The following is a 21972-nucleotide window of genomic DNA, read 5'->3' on the forward strand; positions in this document are numbered from 1 at the left end:
GGACTTCAGCGGTGGCCGGTCAGCCGCTCGACTTCATCGCGCATCATCTCCAGCCCCTGAAAGATATGCGTCGCGGCGACCGACTGGCCGAGATCGTCGGCGAGCCGGACGAGTTCGTCGCCCAGCGCGATCGCCCGCATCAGCAGGTCGCCGCGAATCTGGCGGTGCATGGCGTCATCGGGCTTTCCCATCATCGCGCCTTGTAGCCTCGCGGCGACGGCGCGCAACGGCGACGGTGTCCGTGCGTTCAGCCGGAACGACAGGGTGTGACGACAATCGCCACCGTTATGGAGAGAACCGATGGCCGACGAGGCGAAACCGACGGGATCCGACCAGGCCGGCCAGGGTGCCGACATGATGCGCGACATGGCCGATCGCTGGCGCGAAGCCGGCGAAAAGGCGCGCGACAGCTTTACCGATCACATGCTCGATCCGGCTCGCCGCGCCGGCGAGGCGATGCGCGCCGGCGGTCGTCAGGCCGCGGAAGGTGGCCAGGCGATCGGCCTCAAGATGCTCGAAGTCGCGGAGCGCAACACGCAGGAGGCGTTCGCGGCGATGCGGGAGGCGGCGCAGGCCCGCGATCTTGCTGAGGTGATGCGCATCCAGGGGCAGTTTCTGCGTGGGCAGGGCGAACGGGCGATGACCCAGGCACGCGAGATCGGCGAGATGATCGTGCGGATCGGCCGCGAATCGGTGGCGCAGCCGCGCGGCGACCGACACCCCGACGAGGACGCGAAATAGGAGTTCCGCTCCGCGCGGCCCGATTGCCAGCGGCGGATTTGCGACATAGCCTCCCCATCCTGAGAAGGGGGACAGGCCATGCACGCACCGCCGCAATCGGGCTGGATCAGTTATGCGATCACAGCGGGCATCATCGCCGTGGTGATGACGCTGCGTTGGCGCCGGATGCGCCAGGTGCGACCGCTGAAGATCGAGCATCTTTGGATCGTGCCCGCGCTCTACGCGGTCGCGGTCGTCGCAACGTTCGCCGCGGTGCCGCCGCACGGCATCGCCTGGCTGTTCTGTCTGTTTGCGCTAGGGCTGGGGGCCGCGCTCGGTTGGCAGCGCGGGCGTATGATGCGTCTGTCGGTCGATCCGGCGACACAAGCCCTCAACCAGACGGGGTCGCCCGCCGCGATGCTGTTCCTGCTCGCGCTGGTCGCGGTGCGCAGCGGCGCGCGATCCGTCGCCGGGATGGGCGGCGGCGCGATCGGTCTCGATCCGATGGCGGTGACCGACATGCTGATGATGCTGGCGCTCGGCCTGTTCACCGCACAGCGGATCGAGATGTATTTGCGCGGCAGACGCCTGCTGGCGGAGGCGCGCGCCGCCGCAGCGTGAACCGCGCGGGTCCGTTGCGTGATCGCCGCTTGCTCGATTGCGTGGCGGCGCCACCCCGGCCTATGGCGACGGCATGATCGATCCCGGCGCCGAAGCGGACCTGCCAGCGCCGCACCGCGGTCGCCGCGCCATCCCGTCCTTCGGGCGGGGTGGGCGGATCGCGCTGGGTGTCGCCATCGTCCTGCTCGCCGCGCTGATCGCGATCTGGGTGGTGCGCAAGCCGATCGCGGGCCGGGTCATCGATGATGCCCTTGCCAAGCGCGGCGTCGCGGCGCGCTACACGATCGGGGCGCTCGGCGTCGGCGAGCAGCGGCTGACCGATCTGGTGATCGGCGATCCGCGCCGGCCGGACCTCGTCGCCGATTGGGTGGAGACGCGCACCGCCTTCGGTGTCGGCGGCCCGCGGCTGGTCGGTGTGCGCGCAGGGCATGTCCGTGTCCGCGGCCGCGTCGTCGACGGCCGCATCACGCTGGGCGAGATCGACAAGCTGCTGACCGGCGCGCGCGCCGCGCCGGGCAAGTCGCCGGCGTTGCCGGCGATGCGCGTCGACATCGCCGATGCGCGCATGCGGCTGGAAACGCCGGTGGGCCTCGTCGGGCTGAAGCTGGCGGGCAAAGGGCGGCTCGACGACGGGTTCGCCGGGCGCGTTGCCCTGGTTGCGCCGACGCTCGCCATCGCGGGATGCGAGGTGCGCGGAGCGCGTGCGGCGATGCGGCTGCGCGTATCGAACGGAGCGCCCCGGCTGGCCGGTCCGGTGCGGGGCGACGCCGCGGCGTGCGGCGGCGTGCGGATCGCGCGGGGGGAAACGGACATCGATGCGACGGTCGGCCCCGCGCTCGATCGGTGGCAGGGACGCGTGCATCTTGCAGGCGGACCGGCGGCAGTATCGGACGCGCGCGCCGCGCAACTGGCCGGCACGATCGACTTCGCGGGCAATGCGTCTGCGACGCACGGCACGGTCGACCTGTCGCTGCGACAACTGCGCGCGGGGGGTGAAAGCGCTGCGGCGATCGGCGTCACGGGGACCTATGCGATCGGCGCGACGCAGCGCTTCGACGGGCGCGTCGCCGTGACCGGTGGCCGGAGCATGCGATTGGGGCAGCGGGATATCGCCGCGCTCGGCGCGGGCACGCCGCTCGCGCCGCTGATCCGCCGCGGCGGTGCGGCGCTCGTCGCGGCCGCAGGCCGGTTCGACGGCCGCGCGTCCATCGCGGTGGCGCAGCGCAGCGGCGCCGGCATCCTCGCCGTCTCCGCGGTCGACATCGTCGCGCAGACGGGGGCCCGGCTACGACTGGCGGGCCAGGGCATCCGCTATCGCTGGCCGGATGGTGCGCTCAGCGCCGATGCGCGCGCGACGCTGGCGGGTGGCGGGCTGCCCGGCGCCGTCGCGACGCTGTCGCGCTCGCCGGCCGGGACGATCCGTGGCCGGATCGTGATGGCGCCTTACACCGCGGGCGACGCAAGGCTCGCGCTGGCGCCGATGTCGATCGTCGCTGCGCCCCGCGCCGGCGTGCGGATCGTCACTACCGCGCGGCTGTCGGGTCCGATCGGGACGGGCGGCCGGATCGACGGCGCGATGCTGCCCGTCGACCTGCGCATCGATCCGCGCGGCGGCATAGCGTTCGATCCCGGCTGCGTGCCCTTCGCCTTCGACAGGCTCGCGGTCGGCGGGCTGGTGCTCGACCCCATCCGCACGCGGCTCTGCGCGCAGGGGGCGGCGCTGGTGTCGACGCGCGGCGGCGTGGTCGACGGCGGTGCACGGCTCGGCGCGACGCACTGGACCGGGCGGCTGGGCGCAACGCCGATCGACGTCGTCGCGACGGGCGCGGACCTGCGTCTGCGCGACCGGGGCTTTGCGATCGCGGGCCTTGCGACGCGGCTCGGCAGCGCGGATCGCGTGACGCGGATCGATGTCGCGCAGCTGACCGGACAGCTCGACGGATCGGGCATCGCCGGCCAGTTCAGCGGCGGCGCGGGGCAGATCGGCGCGGTGCCGTTATTGCTGGGCGAGGCGGCGGGCGACTGGACGTTCCGCGGCGGGCGGCTGGCGCTGACCGGCGGGCTGACGGTGCGCGATGCGGCGGACGCGCCCCGATTCAACCCGATGCGCGGGCACGATGTCACGCTGACGCTCGCCGACAACGTCATCCGCGCAGGCGGCACGCTGGCCGAGCCGACGACGGGCACGAAGGTCGCCGACGTCACGATCGTCCACGATCTGGCGACGGGGGCGGGCGACGCCGACCTCGCGGTGCCGGGCATCACCTTCACCAAGGCGTTCCAGCCCGATCTGCTCACCCGGCTGACCTATGGCGTCGTCGCGGAGGTCGCGGGGACCGTGACCGGGGAGGGGCATATCGGCTGGACCCCCGCGGGCGTCACCTCGACCGGGCGATTCGCGACGAAGGACATGAACCTCGCGGCCGCCTTCGGCCCCGTCACGGGCCTGTCGACGACGCTCCAGTTCACCGACCTGCTCAACCTGGAGAGCGCGCCGGGGCAGGTGGCGACGATCAAGAGCGTCAATCCGGGCGTCGCCGCGAACGACGGGACGATCCGGTACCAGACGCTGCCCGGCAACCGGGTGCGGATCGAGGGCGGCGAGTGGCCGTTCGCGGGCGGACGGCTGACCTTATTGCCGACGTTGCTCGATTTCTCGACCGACCAGGTGCGCCGGATGACCTTCCGCATCCGCGGCGCGGCGGCGGACCAGTTCCTGCAGCAGTTCGATTTCCAGAACATCGATGCGACCGGCGTGTTCGACGGCGATCTGCCGATCGTGTTCGATACGACCGGCGGCCGGATCGAGGGCGGCTTCCTGAAGGTGCGCGAGGGCGGCGGCGGCATCGCCTATGTCGGCGCGCTGACGCAAAAGGACCTGGGCTTTTGGGGCAATCTCGCGTTTCAGGCGCTGAAATCGCTGCGCTACCGCAGCCTGACGATCACGATGAACGGGCCGCTGGCGGGCGAGATGGTGACCGAGGTGCGCTTTGCCGGCGTGACGCAGGGCAAGGGCGCCAAGTCGAACTTCCTGATCCGCCGGCTGGCGAAGCTGCCCTTCGTGTTCAACATCCGGATCAAGGCGCCATTCCGGGGCCTGCTCGATTCGGCGCAATCTTTCTACGATCCCAGCCGGCTGGTGCAGCGCAATCTGCAACAGTTGATCCGGGAACAGGATAAACAGACACAAAAGGGCGGCATTCAGCCTCCCGCAAGCGGAACCGTGCCATGAACGCGACAGGATTGACGAAACGGCGGCGGATCACGACGTCTGCCAGGATGAGGGATATGGGCGCGATCGGACTGACCCTGGCGACGGTGATGACGGGTGCGATGACGGGCGGATGCGTCAACGTCACCGCGCCGGACAAGCCGATCGAGATCAATCTCAACATCGCGGTCACGCAGCAGGTCGTCTATCGTCTCGACGGCGAGGCGAAGTCGCTGATCCAGCAGAACCCCGGGGGCATTTTCTGATGAACAAGGTCTTGATGGTTGCCGGCCTGGTGGCTCTCACCGGCCTTTCGGTGCAAGCGTCGGCGCAGCGCGACCCCGCCTATCAGGCGGCGCGCGCGGCGAAGGAGGTCGGCGAACAGCCCGACGGCTATCTCGGCGTCGTCGGCGGCGGCAGCCCCGCGCTGCAGGCGATGGTCCGCGACATCAACATCAAGCGTAAGGCGGCCTATACGCAAAGCGCGCAGGCGAACGGGTCGACCGTCGAGCAGTTCGCCTTCACGACGGGCTGCAACCTCGTCGCGCGCGTGCCGGTCGGCGAGATGTACAAGACGCCGTCGGGCCAGTGGAAGGAAAATACCGGCACGCCGGAGCTGGACGGGCGCTGCAAGTAAGCGCTTAGGGGCGTCTCCTTCTGTCGTCATCCCCGCCTTCGCGTGAACGACAAGACCAGGCGGTCGCAACAGATCGGCAAATCCGTTCATCGCCGCGTAACAATCGCGGGCGGTTGACACCCCAAGGCCCCTTGCCTAGACGCAACCCTGCCTTGGCGGGATCGCTCGCCGATCGTGCGCTTTCCTTCCCCGGCCGATACGATTGGGCAGAGGATGGCGCATGGCGGAAGAGGGTCCGGGACAGGACTTCGGCGGCACGGCGGACGATCCGCGGCTTTCCGCGCTCGATGAGCGGCTTCGGGAAGCGCGACATCGGGAAGCGGTGCGGACGGGGCAGGCGGCACCCAATGCGGACGCGGGCTATTCGCTCGGCAACCGGGTGCTGGCGGCGCTGATCGGAAGTCTGGTCGGCTCGGCGCTGATCGGCTGGTGTATCGACCGCTGGTTCGGCACGACCCCGTGGGCGCTGATCGTGATGCTGTTCCTCGGGATAGCGGTCGCGTTCAGGCAGATCATACGGATCACAGGCACGCGCCCGGACTAAACCGGGCGTTTGTCGTATTGGAAGGCGAGCGAAGGCACGTGGCGGCAGAAGCGGGCAGCAAGATCGATCCGATGCACCAGTTCCTGATCGAACCCCTGTTCGGTCAGCGCTGGATCGTCGCGGGACACGACCTGTCCTTCACCAATTCCGCCTTGTGGATGGTCATCACGCTCGTCAGCCTGTGGCTGTTCATGCTGGGCGGGATGAAGCGCCAGCTGGTGCCCGGCCGCTGGCAGGCGGCGGTGGAGGGCTTCACCGGCTTCGTCCAGAGCATGCTGACCTCGAACATCGGGCCTGAGGGCAAGCGCTTCGTCCCTTACGTCTTCTCGCTGTTCATGTTCATCCTGTTCGCCAACATCTGGGGCCTGACCCCGGTCGGCGTCGTGCCAGGCTGGCACCCGTTCACCATCACCAGCCACCTGACCGTCACCGGCGTGCTCGCGGTGATCAGCTTCGCGATCGTGCTGATCGTCGGTTTCGGCAAGCACGGCTTCCACTTTTTCGCGCTGTTCGTGCCGCATGGTACGCCGAAGCTGATGATCCCGCTGATCTTCATCGTCGAATTGATGAGCTTTCTGGTGCGTCCCTTCAGCCTCGGTCTGCGACTGTTCGTCGCGATGACCGCGGGGCACATCCTGTTGAAGGTGCTGGCCGCCTTCGTCATCAACGGCCTCAACCTCGGCCTGGGCTACGGCCTGCTGATCTCGCTGCCCAGCTTCGCGCTGATGCTCGGCATCACGCTGCTGGAGCTGCTGGTCGCGGCGATCCAGGCCTATGTCTTCGCGCTGCTGACGAGCGTTTATTTGAACGACGCCGTCAACCTGCACTGAGTTTTCGTACCAACCGTTTAGTTTTTCGAACTGGAGTGATTGAAATGGACGCAGAAGCCGCTCGCATGCTCGGTGCCGGTCTGGCCGCCATCGGCATGGGCCTTGCCTCGCTGGGCGTGGGCAATGTGTTCGCCAAGTTCCTCGAAGGCGCGCTGCGCAATCCGGGCGCGGCGGACAGCCAGCAGGGCCGCCTGTTCATCGGTTTCGCGGGCGCAGAGCTTCTCGGCCTGCTCGCCTTCGTGACGATGATCATCCTGGTGTTCGTCGCCAAGTAATGTCGCTGCCGGCGGCGCGGTCCTTCGGGGGCGCCGTCGCCGGCAACGAGAGGACGCCATGCCCCAGATAGCCCAGCTCTCCGCCACCTACGCCTCGCAGATCTTCTGGCTGCTCGTCACCTTCGGCATCCTGTATTTCGGGATCGGCAAGCTGATGGTGCCCAAGGTGATCGCGACCGTGGATGCGCGCGAGGCGCAGATCGCGGGTGACCTCGCCGCCGCGGAACAGGCCCGCCTGTCCGCCGACAAGGTCGAGGCGGCATGGCGCGCCGAAATGGACTCCGCCCGCGCCGCGGCGCAGGCGGAAACCACCGCTGCCAAGGCGCGCGCCGCCAAGGCTGCGGAAAGCCAGATCCACGCGGTCGACGCCGAACTGGCGGAACGGCTCGCGCATCACGACCTCGCCGTCGGCAACGCCAAGGCGCAGGCCATGCTGAACCTCCAGTCGGTCGCGGCGGAAGTCGCGCAGGACCTGGTCGGCAAGGTCGCGGGCGTTCAGGTCAGCATCGAAGCCGCCGCCGACGCGGTACGCCGGAGCAGCGCACATGGCTAATCCCGCCCCCGCCAATCCCGCCCCGATCGACAATGCGGATGCGACGATCGCGACCAATCTCGCCGACGCGACGCAGACCGAAGGCCTGCAGCCGCGCGACGTGCGCGACGCGAGCGCGGTGACCAACGGCGTCGCCGAACCTACTGCGCATCATGTCGAGGAGCCGACCGCCCTCTACCTGAACACCACCGGCTGGGTCGGCATGGCGGCGTTGGTCGTGCTGATCGGCATGGTGCTCGCCAAGGTGCCCGGCAAGATCGGCAGCGCGCTCGACGGCAAGATCGCCGTGATCCGCCAGCAGCTCGACGAGGCCAAGGCGCTGCGGGCCGAGGCCGAGAAGCTGCGCGCGGAATATGAGGCGAAGGCCAAGGCCGCCGAAGCCGATGCCGCGATGATGCGCCATCATGCGCAGCAGGAAGCGAACCAGATCATCGCCAAGGCGAAGCAGGATGCGGAGGAGCTGATGGCCCGTCGCACCAAGCGCGCCGAGGACAAGATCGCCGCCGCGGAACGTCAGGCGATCGCCGAGGTGCGCGCGCTCGCCGCCGACACCGCGGCCCGCGCCGCCACGACGCTGATTGCCGAGCATCACGACGGCACCGCCGACAAGGCGATGGTCGATCGCACGATCGCGGGGCTCGGCCGCCCGCACTGATCCCCCCGCACTGATCGTTGCCGGCGGAGCGCTGCCCAACGGCCGACTGTTGTGCTCCTGCGAAGGCAGGAGCCCAGAGCCGCAGACGGAGCGTTCGTAACCCTGGGTTCCCGCGTTCGCAGGAACACGGCGGCAGGACCTCGGTAGAGCCGACCGGCAATTCTCATCCAGCGCCGTCTCTTTCCGGGTTTCCGGCGGTGCCGTTCGACATCCGAGCCCGCAACAAGGAGCATCCTTGCATGTCGTGGGCCATTCTCGCCGTCGCCGTCGTCACCGAAATCTGCTGGGCGCTCAGCCTGAAATGGGCGGCGACGCTGGGGACGTGGCAGGCGTCGAGCGTTCCGATCATCCTGTCGTTCGTCAACATGGGCCTGCTCGCGCTCGCGATGCGCGGCCTTCCCGCCGGCACCGCCTATGCGGTGTGGACGGGGTTGGGCGCGGTCGGCGTCATCATCGGCGGCGTGATCTTCTTCGGCGACAAGGTCAGCACGCTGCAGGCGTGTTTCATGGCGCTCACCGTCGTCGGCGTCGTCGGCACCAAGCTGTTCGGGCAGGCCTGACCGCCTCGTTCCCAGGCCTTTCCCGCGGCCGGCATCGTGGTAGGATCGAGGCCGGGCCGCGTCCGGTCCGGCGAGGTGCACCGTGATGTCGATCGTCGTCTCCGCCCTGTTGTTCGCGATGCCGCCCCAGACGACGGCGGCGGAGCGGGCGGACAAGTTCGCGCTCGACCTGTCGGGCACCGACACCCCCGCCGCGCCGGCGGAACCGAAGCCGCCGGAGCCCGCGGCGGCAGACGCATCACCCGTTGCCGCGCCCGCGCTGCCGGTGGCGTCGGCTCCCGCCACCACGCATTTCTCGCTCGATACGCCGATCGCCGACCTGATCGCCGATCCGGGTGCTAAGGCGGTGCTCGACAGGGATATGCCCGGCTTGAGCAGCGATGAGAATCTACCCAAATTTCGCGCGCTGTCGCTCCGCAAGCTCGCCCCGCTGAGCGGCGGCCAGATGAGCGCGGAATTGATGGACAAGCTCGCCTTCGATCTTGCCGCGCTCGGCGGCGGTGCCCCACCGCCTGCGCCGAAGAAGCGGCCAGGGCCGAGCAGCGGCCGCTAGCCTGTCCTCCCCGGCACGGGGAGGTGGCAGCGCGCAGCGCTGACGGACGGGGTTTTCCACACAGCGCCGCGTTTGTGGAAAGCCCCCTCCACCTCTCCGCTAGCGGGAAGGATAAGACTCTAGCCCCGACCGGCACCGACTCCTACATGGACCCCATGTCCGGCTACGGCCCCCCCGATCGCTTCAACGAGAAACGCGCCACCTACACCGTTCGCGGATCCGATACGCCGGATCTCGACGCAGGGGTCGCGGCGATCCGCAACGTGCTGGCGACATTGCCCAACCGCTCCGGCGTGTACCGGATGCAGGATGCGAAGGGGGACGTGCTCTACGTCGGCAAGGCGCGTTCGCTGAAGCAGCGCGTTGCCAATTACACGCAGATCAAGGCGCTGCCCAAGCGCCTGCAGCGCATGGTGTCGCAGACGCGGTCTATGACGATCGTCACGACCAACAACGAGGCCGAAGCACTGCTGCTTGAGGCGCAGCTGATCAAGAGCTTTCGCCCCGCCTACAACGTGCTGCTGCGCGACGACAAAAGCTTCCCCTTCATCCTGCTGCGCACCGATCACGATTTCCCGCGCGTGCAAAAGCATCGCGGCGCGCGCCGGGCGCCGGGCAATTACTACGGCCCCTTCGCCAGCGCAGGCAGCGTCAACAACACGCTGAATGCCTTGCAGAAACTGTTCCTGCTGCGCAGCTGCACCGACAGCTTCTTCAAGACGCGCGATCGACCCTGCCTTCTCTATCAGATCAAGCGCTGCTCCGCGCCCTGCGTCGGGCGGATCGACACGGAGGGTTACAAGGAGCTGGTCGACGACTGCCGCGACTTCCTCGCGGGCAAGTCGACCAAGGTGCAGGCAAAGCTTGGCGCACAGATGCAGGCCGCGGCTGAGAACATGGACTTCGAGCTCGCCGCGCTGCTGCGCGACCGGCTGAAGGCATTGACCTTCGTCCAGGGCACGCAGGCGATCAACGCGGAAGGGGTCGGCGACGCCGACGTCTTCGCGCTGGCGTGCAAGGACGGGGTGATCGGCATCCAGGCCTTCTTCATCCGCGGCGGCCAGAATTGGGGCCATCGCAGCTTCTTCCCCGCCCACACCGCCGAGGTGCCGGAGGAGGAGGTGATGGTCAGCTTCCTGACGCAATTCTACGAAGAGGTGCCGCCGCCGCGCACGATCCTGATCGACCGCGACCTTGCCGAGGGCGCGCTGCTGATGGAGGCGCTGGGCGAGCGTGCCGGCTACAAGGTCGCGATCTCGGTGCCGCAACGCGGCGACCGCCGCCGGCTGATGGATCAGGCGAAGCGCAACGCGGTCGAGGCGCTCGAACGCCGGCTCGCCGAATCGACGACGCAGGCCAAGCTGCTGCGCGAGGTCGCCGATCTGTTCGGGCTGGACGGGCCGCCGGATCGCATCGAAATCTACGACAACAGCCACATTCAGGGCAGCAACGCGCTCGGCGCGATGGTGGTCGCCGGGCCGGAGGGCTTTCGCAAGGGCCAGTATCGCAAGTTCAACATCAAGGGTAACGAGGCGGCGACCAACGACGATTTCGGCATGATGCGCGAGGTCTTCCGCCGCCGCTTCGCGCGTCAGCTGGAGGAGGCGCCCGATCGCGACGACGGGACCTGGCCCGACCTCGTCCTGATCGACGGCGGCAAGGGGCAGCTCAATGCGGCGAAGGCGGTGCTGGAGGACCTCGGCATCGAGGACGTCTGCCTGGTCGGCATCGCCAAGGGCCCGCATCACGGGCGCGAGGGGCGCGAGGTCTTTCACCTGCTCGATGGCCGCGAATTCCAGCTGCCGGTCAATGCGCCGGTGCTTTTCTACCTCCAGCGGCTGCGCGACGAGGTCCACCGCTTCGTCATCGGCGCGCACCGGGAAAAGCGCGCCAAGGCGATCGGCGCGAGCCCGCTCGACGAAGTGCCCGGCATCGGCCCGGCGCGCAAGAAGGCGCTGCTGATGCATTTCGGCACCGCCCGCGCAGTGCGCAACGCGAGCCTCGAGGACCTGCGCAAGGCGCCCGGCGTGTCGAACGCGGTCGCCCAGCAGGTCTACGACTTCTACCACGCGCGGTAGCGTTCGATCCTCGCGAGCGGGCGCGGGCCGGCATTCGTACGGTCGGGCGACTTTGCCTTTTGTTCATGGCAAGGCGATAGGAGCGGGGCATGGCGACGCCCGTATTCCTGACGATCGACACCGAATTCGCCTGGCGCCATCACGCCGCCGGGCTGGACGTCGCCGACATCTACGATCGCTCGATCGAACCGGCGGGGGTGGGGCTGACCTATCAGCTGCGCCGGCTGGCCGAACATGATCTGAAGGCGTGTTTCTTCGTCGATCCGATGCCCGCGCTGATCTTTGGCCTCGCGCCGATCCGGCGCATGATCGAGCCGATTCTCGCCGCCGGGCAGGAGGTGCAGCTGCACCTGCATCCCAACTGGACGGGGGCGAAGGCGGGCGACCGGGGCGCGACCTATGGCCGGTTCCAGCTGCACGAATATTCGCTTGCCGAACAGATCGACCTGTTGCGCGGGGCGACCGACCTGCTTGTCGCGGCGGGGGCGCCGCGCCCGGTCGCGTTCCGCGCGGGCGGCTATGCCGCGAACGACGACACGTTGCGCGCGCTCGCCGAACTCGGTTTCCTGTACGACAGCAGCCACAATGGCGCGGAAATCGCCGACAGCCGCACCGGCCTTGCCCCGTCGCAGATCGCACCGCTGCGCGCGCGCGTCACCGAAGTACCGGTCACCGTGATCGCCGAGGCGCCGGGCCTGTGGCGGCACTTCCAATTGTGCGCGCTCTCCGCCGCGGAGACGGAGGCCGCGCTCGACCATGCGGTAGCCGGGGAGCATGCGGCGGTGACGATCGTCAGCCACGGTTTCGAACTCGCCAACCGGCTCGGCACGCGGCCCAATGCGGTGCATGTGCGCCGGTTCGACGCGCTGTGCCGGATGCTGGTCGAGCGGCGCGCGATGCTGCCGACCGTGCATTTCGCCGACCGGCCCGACCTGACCCTGGGGCAGGACGACCGTCCGCTGGCGCGCAGCGCGCTGCGTCGGCGCCGGCGGCAGGCGGAGCAATTGTGGTCCAACTGGGTCGCCGAGCGCAAGGCGTGAGCACGATCCCGCTGCGCTTTCAGATCGGCGCCCGCACGCTCGCCAGCGTCCCGCGCCAGCTGGATCGCGTCGCGCTGTCGCTGGAGCAGGTGCTCGCCGGCGACGTGCCCGCGCTGCCGGCCGGGGGGCGGGACGGCTATCTCGTCACGTCCTTGCCCGCCGCGCGGCGTGATGCGCTCGACTGCGACGGGCTGATCGTGGCGGAGCGGCAGCGGTACACGCGTTACTATACCGATCTTGCGATCGGCCACGACGCTTGGCTCGCCGGCCTGTCGGGGCAGGCGCGCTCCACCTTGAAGCGCAAGACGAAGAAGGCGGCGGCGGCCGGGATGGCGATCCGCGCCTATCGCACGGCTGCGCAATTCGATGCCTTTCACCCGCTCGCGCGTGCGGTGTCGGCGATGACCTACCAGGAACGCCTGCTCGACGCCGGCCTGCCGGAGGATGCCGCATCCGTCGCGCATCTGCGCGCGATGGCGGATCGCGACGCGCTGCGTGCCTGGCTGCTGCTGATCGACGGCGCGCCGGCCGCCTATCTGTGCTGCACCGCGCAGGGGCAGGCGCTGCGCTACGACCATGTCGGCCATGATCCCGCGCTCGGCGATCTGTCGCCGGGCACGGTGCTGCATGCCGCCGCGATGCGCGACCTGTTCGGCGATCGCTTTCGCTGGTTCGATTTCACCGAGGGCGAAGGGCAGCACAAGCGGCTGTTCGCGACCGGCGGCGTCGCGTGCGTCGACCTGCTGCTGCTCCATCCGACGATCGGCAATCGCGCGACGCTCGGCGCGCTGGCGGCGTTCGACCGGGGGATTGCGCTGGCCAAGCGTCTCGCGCGCCAGCCCGCCCTCGCGCGGCTGGCGAAGAGCGTCCGCCGATAGCGTTGCAGCCCCGCAACACTGGCTGCGAAAACGGTTACATGGTGCAACGCTGCCCGTTGTCGCGCGTCCTGTACGGTCATAACCCGCCAAAAGAGAGCGGGTGGCCAGACTGGCCCCGCCAGTGAAATGACTCGGGAGAGGATAGTGTTGAACAATTCGCGGATCGGCCTGCGGGCCGCGCTTCTGCTCGGTGCCGCCATGACGCCGGCAATGCCTGCGCTGGCCCAGACGGCGACGGGCACCACCCCGCCGGCGACCACGCAGACGGATACCGACGTCGCGACGCAGAACGACCAGAATCTCGGCGACATCGTCGTCACCGGCACGACCTCGCGCGATCGCCCGCTGATCAGCGCATCGGCCGATATCACCTATGCCAACCGCGACGCGATCGATCGCCTTGCGCCGCGCTCGACCGCGGACATGCTCAACCTCGTGCCCGGCATCTTCGTCGAGGCGACGGCGGGCCAGGTGTCGAACAACTATTCGGTGCGCGGCCTGCAGGGCGGCGGCCAGCGCTTCATCCAGCTCGAGGAAGACGGCATGCCGATCCTCTACGGCGGCGGCGGCGCGGACTTCTTCTTCGACCAGGACCTGACTATCGACCGGCTCGAGGCGGTGAAGGGTGGCTCGTCGGGCGTGCTGACCGTCAACGGCGCCGGCGCGACGATCAATTTCATCTCGAAGCGCCCGAACTTCAACGCGGCGGAGGGGCAGGCGCGCGTCACCGCCTATAACTACGGCATGAAGCGCGGCGATTTCTATTATTCCGCGCCGCTCGCCGACGATCTCGCGTTCAACGTCGGCGGCTATATCCAGTCGAGCCCGGGTGTGCGCGACAATCCGTTCGACTATGCCGGCTGGCGTCTGAAGGGCGCGCTCGAATACAAGTTCGACGGCGGCGGCTACATCCGCCTGTCGGCGAAGGGCGGCAACGTCGAGAACGCCTATTACGCCGACCAGCCGTATCGCTTCACCAACAACAAGCCGGGCGGCATCCCCAGCCTCGACACGCAGTTCGGCAACGTCGGCGGCGACGCCTTCTCGAACATCGCGGTGCCGGTATCGACCTTCGCGCATCCTAGCGGTTTCCGTGAATTCCGCTATCGCGACGGCATCAAGTCGAAGACCGCGCAGGTCCGCCTCGACATCGAAAAGCCGGTGTCTGACACGATCGACCTGTTCGCGCACGCGCGCTACCTGAAGTATTCGTACGACTTCAACGGCCTGTTCCCCGGCTCCGGCACGGGCAATGCGGGTCTGACCAGCGCGGTCAACTATCTGACGCCGGGGGCCAGCTCGCCGATCAACGACCTGCTGACCGCGGGGCGCGCGGCCTATCCGACCGCGGTGCGCTTCGGCATCCAGAATCTGCGCACCGGCGTGGTGCTGGGGTCGAACCAGACCGATGCGCTGAACGCGCTCAACGGCAACGGCTTCCTGCAACGCACGACGCTCAACCACGATTACGTCGATGGCCGCGATCTCGGCCTGAACGTCGGCGGCCGCTGGGAAGTCGACACGGGCAGCGTCAAGAACTCGCTGACCGCGGGCGTCATGTATTACAACGTCAAGCGGTCGCAGGATCAGTCGGCGACCGCCAGCGTCGTCAACGACGTCAAGACGAACAGCGACATCTACGACATCGTCGCCCTCAACGGCAACAACCAGGTCGTCGGCGTCCTGTCGGACAACGGTCTCGTCTCCTACGGCGATTGGGGCGCGGGTATCCGCGAGCGGCTGGACAGCACCGTATCGCTCTACGCCAACGACGAAATCGCGTTCGGCAATCTGCGCGTCGACGGCGGCATCCGCTGGGAAAGCGACAAGGCGATCGCGCGCGACGGCAATCAGCTGGCGACCAACCAGGCGGTGCAGCCGGGCGTCGTCGGTGTGGTACGCAACGTCGGGTCCAGCTTCGACGGCACCTTCGCGACGCGGCGCGAGACGCGGCAGAAGGCGGCCTATACCCTCGGCGTCAACTACCTGTTCACGCCGAACTTCGCCGTCTACGCCCGCTACGCCAACGGCTTCCAGACCAACAACGTCGACCCGATCACCACGATCGAGCTGTACGAGGCGGGCGTCCGGTATCAGTACGGCAAGATCTTCTCTGGCTCGGCGACGGTGTTCCGCACCAACTTCCGCAACCAGAACTACAATTTCTCCGACCCCAACAACCCGTCGCAGCAGGTCAATCTGAACGCGAACCTGCGCACCAACGGCGTCGAAATCGATTTCGTGGTGCGGCCGATCGACGATTTCGCGATCGATTTCCAGGGCGTGTTCCAGGATCCCAAGCTGCTCAACCTGCAGCTCAACGGCGTCGATGCCGGCCGTCAATATGAGGGCAACCGGCCGGAGCGGACGCCCGCGAAGCTGTTCACGGTGACGCCGACGTACAAGCTGCCGAACGGGATCGGCGACGTCTATGCCCGGTACAAATACACCGGCAAAATCTACGCCGACAACGGCAACGGCGTCGCTTTGCCCAGCTATGGCGTCACCGGCGTCGGCGTGAATTTCAACCTCAGCGATCGGTTGCAGCTCAACCTCAACGCGGACAACATCTTCAACGTCGTCGGCCTGACCGAGGGCAACCCGCGCCAGGGCCAGACGCAGGCGGTGACCGACGGCTATTTCTACGCCCGCGGCATCGTCGGCCCGACCTACGGCGGTTCGCTGACGATGAAGTTCTGATCTCGGCGAGGACCGGCGGGGTGCGGGAACGTTTCGCCTCCGTCTGGATTGCGTCGACTACAATAATGATGGCGCGGTGGTCCGGCGGGCCGCCGCGCCCTCTTCATATCGGGAGAACGGGGATGACGCGGATCGGACGGCTGCTGCTGACGGGTGGCCTGGTGTCAGGCGGGCTCGCCGCGGCGGGGCTGATGGCGGGGCAGGGGATCGCGCAGCGCGGCGGCAGGACGCCGGAGCTCGCCTACCAGCTGACCGAGGGGCAGAACCTCAACGCCTTCGTCCGCGACGGCGCGGTGGCGGCGCATCTGCTGCTGCGCAACGGCACCGATCCGCGCATCCTCGTCGCTTTCCCGGCGGGAAACAGCGGCGTCGGCCTGTGGTTCGCGCCGCTCGCGACGCCCGCGACGTGGACGCTCGATCAGGCGCCGCGTCCGCTCGGCCTGCGCGACGGCAAGGGGCGTACGCTGAACGGTATCCAGGCGACCGCGTCGATCGCCGTGCCGCGCCTCGTCTTCAAGCAAGCGGTGCTGACCAACGTACGCTTTCTGCGCGATTATCAGGCGGTCGGCCGCTTCCCGCCGGAGGTCGCGGTCGGCGCGCCGACGGTGACGGGCAACAGCATCGTCTGGCAGCGCGACCGGCTGGACGGTGCGCCGGGCTATCGCCTCGAACTCAAGGTGCTGGAAGGGCAGGCGAGCGCCGACGGCATCGCCGCGGGCGCCAGCGGCCGCATCCGCGTGCAGATCATCGCGGCGACCGGCGACGCGCCGCTGCACGGCATCCCGCTGAACGAACTGCTCAATGCCAACGCCGCCAACGATCCGGGCGCGCGCAACGCGTTGCGTTTCCTCAGCTATCGCGAGAAGTTCAACGCCGGCTCGTGGCGGTTCAACACCTATTTCGGGCGCGACACGTTGATGTCGCTGCGCCTGCTGATGCCCGCACTGCGCGGTCCCGCGATCGAGGCGGGGCTGGGCGCGGTGCTCGCCCGGCTCGGGCCGCAGGGCGATGTCGCGCATGAGGAGGGGATCGGCGAGTTCGCGGTCGTCGAACATCGCAAGGACGGCACCGGCGGCGACGGCGCGACGCTCGATTATGGCATGGTCGACGACGACTACATGCTCGCGCCCGTCGCCGCGCCCTATCTGCTCGGTGACCGCGCCGCGGCACGCCGCTTCCTCGCGCAATCGATCCCCAGCGCCGCGCGGCCGGGCAGCAGCGAGACCGCGGGCGCGGGCCTCGTCCGCAACCTCAATTTCGTCGTCGCGCAGGCGCGGCGTTTCGCCGACGTGCCGACCGCGGCCAATCTGGTCGCGATCCACGACGGCCGGCTGACCGGCGAATGGCGCGATAGCGAAGAGGGGCTGGGGCGCGGCAAATATGCCTATGACGTCAACGCCGTGCTCGTTCCCGCCGCCCTCGATGCGGGCGCGAAATTGCTGTCGGCGGGGCTGCTCGACCCGTATCTGACGCCCGCCGATCGCGCGTCGCTGATGCGGATGGGGGCGATGGCGGTGACGTGGCGCGCGAAGGCGCCCGATCTGTTCCGCGTCAGCCTGCCCGCCGCGCAGGCGACGCCGCTGATCCGCGATTACGCGCAATCTTTGGGCGTCCCGGCCGATCCCGCGGTCGCCTCGCTCGGCAGCGTCCCGCTCGTCTATCATGCGCTGTCGCTCGACGCGAAGGGGCGGCCGGTGCCGATCATCAATTCGGACGAAGGCTTCGCCCTGCTGTTCGGCGATCCCGATCCCGACGATCTCGACACCTATGTCGCGTCGCTCGCGCGGCCGTTTCCGGCGGGCCTGATGACCGATGTCGGCCTGCTCGTCGCCAATCCGGCGCTCGCGCCGCGCGACGTGCAGGCACGCTTCACCCCCGCCGCCTATCACGGGGCGGTGGTCTGGTCGTGGCAGCAGGCGCTGTTCGCCGCGGGGCTCGCGAAGCAGCTTGCGCGGACCGATCTGCCGCCGTCGACGCGGCAGACGCTGACCGATGCGCAGGCGGGCCTGTGGCGCGCGATTCAGGCGACGCGCGCGACGCAGAGCTCGGAACTCTGGTCCTGGGCCTATGACAACGGCCGGTATCGGGTCGTGCCGTTCGGCGCGGGCAAGCAGGACGTCGACGAATCGAACGCCGCGCAATTGTGGAGCACCGTCTATCTCGCGGTGCAGCCTCCCGGCGCGCGCGCTACGCCGGCACCGCGCGCAAGAAGGCGGTGACGGTCAGCCGCCCGCGCGCCGGATCGTCGCTCAGCGTGGCATCCGGCGCGATCGCGCCGCTGTGCAGCATCGCGCTGCGATAGACGACGGCGCGGTTGAAGCGCGCCTCGATGCCGCCGATCCGCTCGAACAGCGGCGTGTCGCTCGCGATATAGGCGGGCGGCGGCGTGTAACCGGCCAGCTCGCGTTGCAATGTCGCGCCGTACCCCGGCCCGCGCGCCGCATCGATCGTCTCGAACCCCGTCGCCCGGTGGCGATAGAAAGCGGTGCCATCGCCGCCCTCGGGCGACAGGTAATGGACCAGCGCGATCCGGTCCGCGTCGACCGCGTCGACATGCGGGATGCGCTGCGCAACGCCCAGCGCCGCGGGCGGGGTGGTGACGATCGAGAAGCTCGCGTCGATCAGGGCGATCGACGCCGCGCCGAACACCTCGCGCAGCACTAGGCCGAGCGCAGGGCGGACCGCGTCGAAATAGTCTTCGGGCAAGGGCGCGCGGACGCCCGGATAATGGTGCCGGCCGGCGTCATACGTCGCGGCCAGTGCGGCGCGGCGCACGCCGTCCGGATCGGGATGGAAGCCGTCGATCGTCACCACCGGCTGCCGGTCGCCGCCGATGCGGCGCGCGCTGATGTCGGGCGTCATCGTCCCGGCGCCAGCATCGCGGCGAGCGCGGCGTCGTGCCCCGGCAGGGTCGGGGCGGCACGCGCGATCAGCGCGGCGATCTGTTCGACCTGCGCGCGGTTCGTCGCGGCGTCGATCGTGTCGGCGACCGGGTTGTAGTCGCGCGCGGTCACGCCCTGTCCGTCGAGCACCGCCAGCCAGCTCGCGTCGCGAAACAGATCGTCGCTGCCCACCATCAGCCGCCCGGCGCGGCGATAATGGTCGATCCGCGCGGCGAGCGTGTCGGGAATCTCCATCGCGCGCGTGTGCCGCCACAACGGCTCGTCCCGCGTCGTCGCGTGATAATGGAGGATCAGGAAATCCTTGATATTGTCCATGTCGGCGGCGAGCAGCGTGTCGTACCGGCGGGCGAGCGCGGGGTCCATGTCGCGGTCGGGGAACAGCGTCAGGAGCTTGGCGATGCCGCTCTGGATCAAATGGATGCTGGTCGATTCGAGCGGCTCCAGAAACCCCGACGACAGGCCGATCGCGACGACGTTGCCGATCCACGTCCGCCGCCGGCGCCCGGCCAAGAAGCGCAGGAAGCGCGGCTCGGCCAGCGCCTCCCCGTCGAGGTTGGCGAGCAAGGTCGCCGCCGCCGCATCGTCCGACAGGTGCCGGCTCGCATAGACGTAGCCGTTGCCGGTGCGATGCTGGAGCGGGATGCGCCATTGCCACCCGGCCTCGCGCGCGGTGGAGCGCGTGTAGGGCGTCGTCTCGCCGACGCGCGCGCACGGCACCGCGACCGCGCGGTCGCACGGCAGCCAGTGCGACCAGTCCTCATACCCCGCCTGCATCGCACCCTCGATCAGCAGCGCGCGAAAGCCCGAGCAGTCGATGAACAGGTCGCCCGCCAGCCGCGCGCCGGTTTCGGTGACGAGCGCGGTGACATGGCCGGTGCCGCCGTCGCGCGCGACCGTCGCGAGCTTGCCCTCGACGCGCGTCACGCCCGCCCCCTCCGCCAGGCCGCGCAGGTGGCGGGCATATAGGCCGGCGTCGAAATGGAACGCATAGCCCAGGGTCGACAGGATCGATCGCGCCTCCGCCGCGGGCTTGGCGAAGCGGTTCTGCGCGGCGAGCGTACCCGCCAGCGACAGCGCCGCCAGCGGCAGGTCGTACCCCTCGGCGCGCGCCTTCAGCCAGCGGTGGTGAAAGGCGACGCCGGGAAGCGGCGCGCCATATTGGCCGAACGGGTGGAAATAGCGGTGGCCGGGGCCACGCCAGTCGACGAATTCGATGCCCAGTTTGAACGTCGCTTTGGTCTCGCGCAGGAACGCGGCCTCGTCCAGCCCGACCAGCTCGTTGAACCAGTGGATCGTCGGGATCGTCGCCTCGCCGACGCCGACCGTCCCGATCTCGTCCGATTCGAGCAGGGTGACCGCGATTCGCCGGCCGAACGTGCGCGCCAACGCCGCCGCGGTCATCCATCCCGCGGTGCCGCCGCCCAGGATCACCACTTGCCGGACCCGGTCGCCCGGCTGCCTCTCCGCATCCTTCATCGCGCCGGGATACCCTGCCCAACGCGGGCTGGCGAGGGGATCAGGGCAGCAATTTACCCGCCGGCGGCGGCGGATCGTCGAGCGGGATCGCCACGCGGCCGCGTTTGTCTGGCTTCTTCGCAAAGGCGGACTTGATCGCCTTCGCCGCGGCGATCGCCATCGGTACGATCGGCGGGCCGAAGCCGACCCGACATCCCCATTGCGTCGCGGCGCAGGGCGTCCCTTCCAGCTCCAGAGCGCGCTTCGCCGACAGCTCGTGGTTCGCACCCTGTCCCGGCGGCGGTTCCTTCTCGTTGGGCAGCGGCAGCGTCTGCGACGACGCGCCATTGGCGCACACGACGATATCGCCCTTGTCGTCACGCGTCCCGCAGGGTGCAGGCGCGAGGATCGAGAAGCTTTGCGGCGTCGCGGGCTTCGGCGCGGGCGTGGTCGCCTGCGCTGCGAGCAGGAGCGCGATCATGCGGCGGTCACGGGGCGAGCGGCCGGTCGGTCGCGCCGGTGACGCCGCCTTGCGTGCTCATCTTGACGCCGGTCATCCCGCCCCCGACCAGAAAGGGTGTCAGGTCGCTCGTCGGGTTGGTGCGGTGGAGCAGCCGCTCGCGCTCCGCCGAGACGCTTTCATACTTCGGATCGCCGGCGTCATGGACGACGAACGGCACGCGGAAACGATCCGCGCTGCGCTTGCCGCACACGGTGACGTCGGTCGTGGTGCGATCGTAATTGCAGGGCTTTTCGACGAACGGTTGCCCGATGCGGATCGGCGGGGGCGCCACGGCCTTGGCCTGGATCAGCATCAACGCGACGATCATCGGTCACTCCCACCGCACGGCGAGGGGTATCGTCGCGCGGCAATGTGGCCAAATCAAGCCGCGATCGGCGCGACGCCCAGCCGCGGTATTTCGATCGCGGGGCATCGATCCATGACCACGGCCAGCCCCGCCGCCTCGGCACGCGCCGCCGCCGCCTCGTTGATGACACCCAATTGCAGCCACACCGCCTTGGCGCCGATCGCGATCGCCTCGTCCACCGCTTGTCCCGCGGCCTCGGGACGGCGGAAGATATCGACGATGTCGATCGTATCGCCCAGCTGATGAAGGTCGCGGAACACGAACTCGCCATGCACATGCTCACCGGTGATCTTTGGACTGACCGGGATGACGCGATAGCCGTGCCGCTGCAGCATCGCCATCACGCCGTAAGACGGCCGATCGGGCCGATCGGACGCGCCGACCATCGCGATCGTCCGCGCCTGTTCCAGCAGAGCCTTGATCGCGGCATCATCGGTCAGCGGCATTGCAAGTCTCCCGTGATTATGGGGATATAGCGCGATGGCGCGCTGCCGGTTCCTCCGTCCAGTCCGCTGTTGCCGAGTAGAGATGGGCTGCTACGATAATGACCCGAATCGGGCTTGAGGAATGGTGCTTATGAGGAAAGTGATATTTGCTGCGCTTGCTCTGCACATCGCGGTCTGTTCTGCTTCGGCGCAAGTTATCTCGGTTCCACCACCCTCGGATCCCCCTGGCCCGGAAAAGCCAGTACCTCTGCCACCAGGCTGCTTTATCGTGGATGGCCGAGTTTTCTGCGTCGATGAGCCGTTGGACGATGATCCGGTTGGTAAATGAACTCACCGAGGACGCGGGGACGCGCGTCCTCTTTCAACGGCAGCATTCCGAGGCGACTTGAGCTGCATCAAGCTTTAGCGCAGCTGTATAGCCCCCGGCGCCGAATGTGTGGGTCA

At 68.7% G+C, this 21972-nt stretch carries 23 protein-coding genes; 17 read left to right on the top strand and 6 right to left on the bottom strand.

What is annotated here, in order from left to right; genetic code table 11:
* Window positions 1-5: 5 nt before the first annotated feature.
* Entirely contained in the window at window positions 6-368 is a 363-nt protein-coding gene (locus tag DM480_RS18510) for a hypothetical protein (protein ID WP_232833950.1), read from the bottom strand.
* Between DM480_RS18510 and DM480_RS10030 the strand changes: the two genes are divergently transcribed.
* From DM480_RS10030 to DM480_RS10110, 17 genes are all read left to right on the top strand, one after another.
* A complete protein-coding gene (locus tag DM480_RS10030; RefSeq protein ID WP_232833951.1) occupies window positions 367-741 on the top strand; it encodes a phasin family protein in 375 nt (124 codons plus the stop codon). The genes DM480_RS18510 and DM480_RS10030 overlap by 2 nt on opposite strands.
* A 78-nt stretch (window positions 742-819) precedes the next feature.
* Entirely contained in the window at window positions 820-1341 is a 522-nt protein-coding gene (locus DM480_RS10035) for a CcdC protein domain-containing protein (RefSeq protein ID WP_115378691.1), read from the top strand.
* 73 nt (window positions 1342-1414) lie between these two features.
* On the top strand, window positions 1415-4573 hold the full coding sequence (locus DM480_RS10040) for a YdbH domain-containing protein (protein WP_115378692.1): 3159 nt from the start codon (window positions 1415-1417) through the stop codon (window positions 4571-4573).
* A 56-nt stretch (window positions 4574-4629) separates the two neighbouring features.
* Entirely contained in the window at window positions 4630-4818 is a 189-nt protein-coding gene (locus DM480_RS10045; protein ID WP_198665794.1) for a YnbE family lipoprotein, read from the top strand.
* Window positions 4818-5189 (top strand): YdbL family protein, encoded by a 372-nt coding sequence (locus DM480_RS10050; protein WP_115378695.1) that lies wholly within the window; start codon window positions 4818-4820, stop codon window positions 5187-5189. The genes DM480_RS10045 and DM480_RS10050 overlap by 1 nt, the downstream gene beginning before the upstream one ends.
* Before the next feature lie 220 nt (window positions 5190-5409).
* A complete protein-coding gene (locus DM480_RS10055) occupies window positions 5410-5733 on the top strand; it encodes an AtpZ/AtpI family protein (protein ID WP_115378697.1) in 324 nt (107 codons plus the stop codon).
* 38 nt (window positions 5734-5771) lie between these two features.
* Complete coding sequence (locus DM480_RS10060; protein ID WP_115378699.1) at window positions 5772-6563, top strand: F0F1 ATP synthase subunit A; 792 nt, start codon at window positions 5772-5774, stop codon at window positions 6561-6563.
* Window positions 6564-6607: 44 nt separating this feature from the next.
* Window positions 6608-6838 carry a F0F1 ATP synthase subunit C gene (locus DM480_RS10065; RefSeq protein ID WP_115378701.1) on the top strand — a complete coding sequence of 77 codons (231 nt, stop codon included), beginning with the start codon at window positions 6608-6610 and terminating at the stop codon, window positions 6836-6838.
* Between the two features lie 58 nt (window positions 6839-6896).
* Window positions 6897-7391: a F0F1 ATP synthase subunit B family protein gene (locus tag DM480_RS10070; RefSeq protein WP_115378703.1), complete on the top strand. Its 495-nt coding sequence runs from the start codon at window positions 6897-6899 to the stop codon at window positions 7389-7391.
* Window positions 7384-8046, top strand: coding sequence for a F0F1 ATP synthase subunit B family protein (locus tag DM480_RS10075; RefSeq protein WP_115378705.1), 663 nt, complete (start codon window positions 7384-7386; stop codon window positions 8044-8046). Before DM480_RS10070 ends, DM480_RS10075 begins: the two co-directional genes overlap by 8 nt.
* 239 nt (window positions 8047-8285) lie before the next feature.
* A complete protein-coding gene (locus DM480_RS10080; RefSeq protein WP_115378707.1) occupies window positions 8286-8606 on the top strand; it encodes a DMT family transporter in 321 nt (106 codons plus the stop codon).
* An 85-nt stretch (window positions 8607-8691) separates the two neighbouring features.
* Window positions 8692-9159: a hypothetical protein gene (locus tag DM480_RS10085; RefSeq protein WP_115381138.1), complete on the top strand. Its 468-nt coding sequence runs from the start codon at window positions 8692-8694 to the stop codon at window positions 9157-9159.
* Window positions 9160-9314: 155 nt separating this feature from the next.
* Entirely contained in the window at window positions 9315-11237 is a 1923-nt protein-coding gene (uvrC, locus tag DM480_RS10090) for an excinuclease ABC subunit UvrC (RefSeq protein ID WP_115378709.1), read from the top strand.
* Between the two features lie 89 nt (window positions 11238-11326).
* Window positions 11327-12277, top strand: a complete 951-nt coding sequence (locus DM480_RS10095) for a polysaccharide deacetylase (RefSeq protein ID WP_115378711.1) — start codon at window positions 11327-11329, stop codon at window positions 12275-12277.
* A complete protein-coding gene (locus tag DM480_RS10100; RefSeq protein ID WP_232833952.1) occupies window positions 12274-13155 on the top strand; it encodes a GNAT family N-acetyltransferase in 882 nt (293 codons plus the stop codon). The genes DM480_RS10095 and DM480_RS10100 overlap by 4 nt, the downstream gene beginning before the upstream one ends.
* Window positions 13156-13299: 144 nt before the next feature.
* The gene (locus DM480_RS10105) at window positions 13300-15855 is read left to right on the top strand and encodes a TonB-dependent receptor domain-containing protein (protein ID WP_232833953.1); all 2556 of its coding nucleotides are present in this window, start codon (window positions 13300-13302) and stop codon (window positions 15853-15855) included.
* 122 nt (window positions 15856-15977) lie between these two features.
* Window positions 15978-18074, top strand: coding sequence for a hypothetical protein (locus DM480_RS10110; RefSeq protein WP_232833954.1), 2097 nt, complete (start codon window positions 15978-15980; stop codon window positions 18072-18074).
* Here DM480_RS10110 and DM480_RS10115 read toward each other — a convergent pair.
* The 5 genes from DM480_RS10115 to DM480_RS10135 are packed head-to-tail and all read right to left on the bottom strand — an operon-like array spanning window position 18043 to window position 21528.
* Window positions 18043-18717, bottom strand: coding sequence for a DUF6445 family protein (locus tag DM480_RS10115; RefSeq protein WP_115378715.1), 675 nt, complete (start codon window positions 18715-18717; stop codon window positions 18043-18045). The two genes, DM480_RS10110 and DM480_RS10115, sit on opposite strands and share 32 nt — an antisense overlap.
* Window positions 18714-20234: a tryptophan halogenase family protein gene (locus DM480_RS10120; RefSeq protein ID WP_115378717.1), complete on the bottom strand. Its 1521-nt coding sequence runs from the start codon at window positions 20232-20234 to the stop codon at window positions 18714-18716. The genes DM480_RS10115 and DM480_RS10120 overlap by 4 nt, the downstream gene beginning before the upstream one ends.
* A 40-nt stretch (window positions 20235-20274) precedes the next feature.
* The gene (locus tag DM480_RS10125) at window positions 20275-20694 is read right to left on the bottom strand and encodes a hypothetical protein (protein WP_115378719.1); all 420 of its coding nucleotides are present in this window, start codon (window positions 20692-20694) and stop codon (window positions 20275-20277) included.
* Between the two features lie 7 nt (window positions 20695-20701).
* Window positions 20702-21043 (bottom strand): hypothetical protein, encoded by a 342-nt coding sequence (locus tag DM480_RS10130; protein ID WP_232833955.1) that lies wholly within the window; start codon window positions 21041-21043, stop codon window positions 20702-20704.
* Between the two features lie 53 nt (window positions 21044-21096).
* Window positions 21097-21528, bottom strand: coding sequence for a CoA-binding protein (locus DM480_RS10135; protein ID WP_115378721.1), 432 nt, complete (start codon window positions 21526-21528; stop codon window positions 21097-21099).
* Between the last annotated feature and the right edge of the window lie 444 nt (window positions 21529-21972).

The sequence above is a fragment of the Sphingomonas sp. FARSPH genome (assembly GCF_003355005.1).
In the GTDB taxonomy this organism is placed as follows: domain Bacteria; phylum Pseudomonadota; class Alphaproteobacteria; order Sphingomonadales; family Sphingomonadaceae; genus Sphingomonas.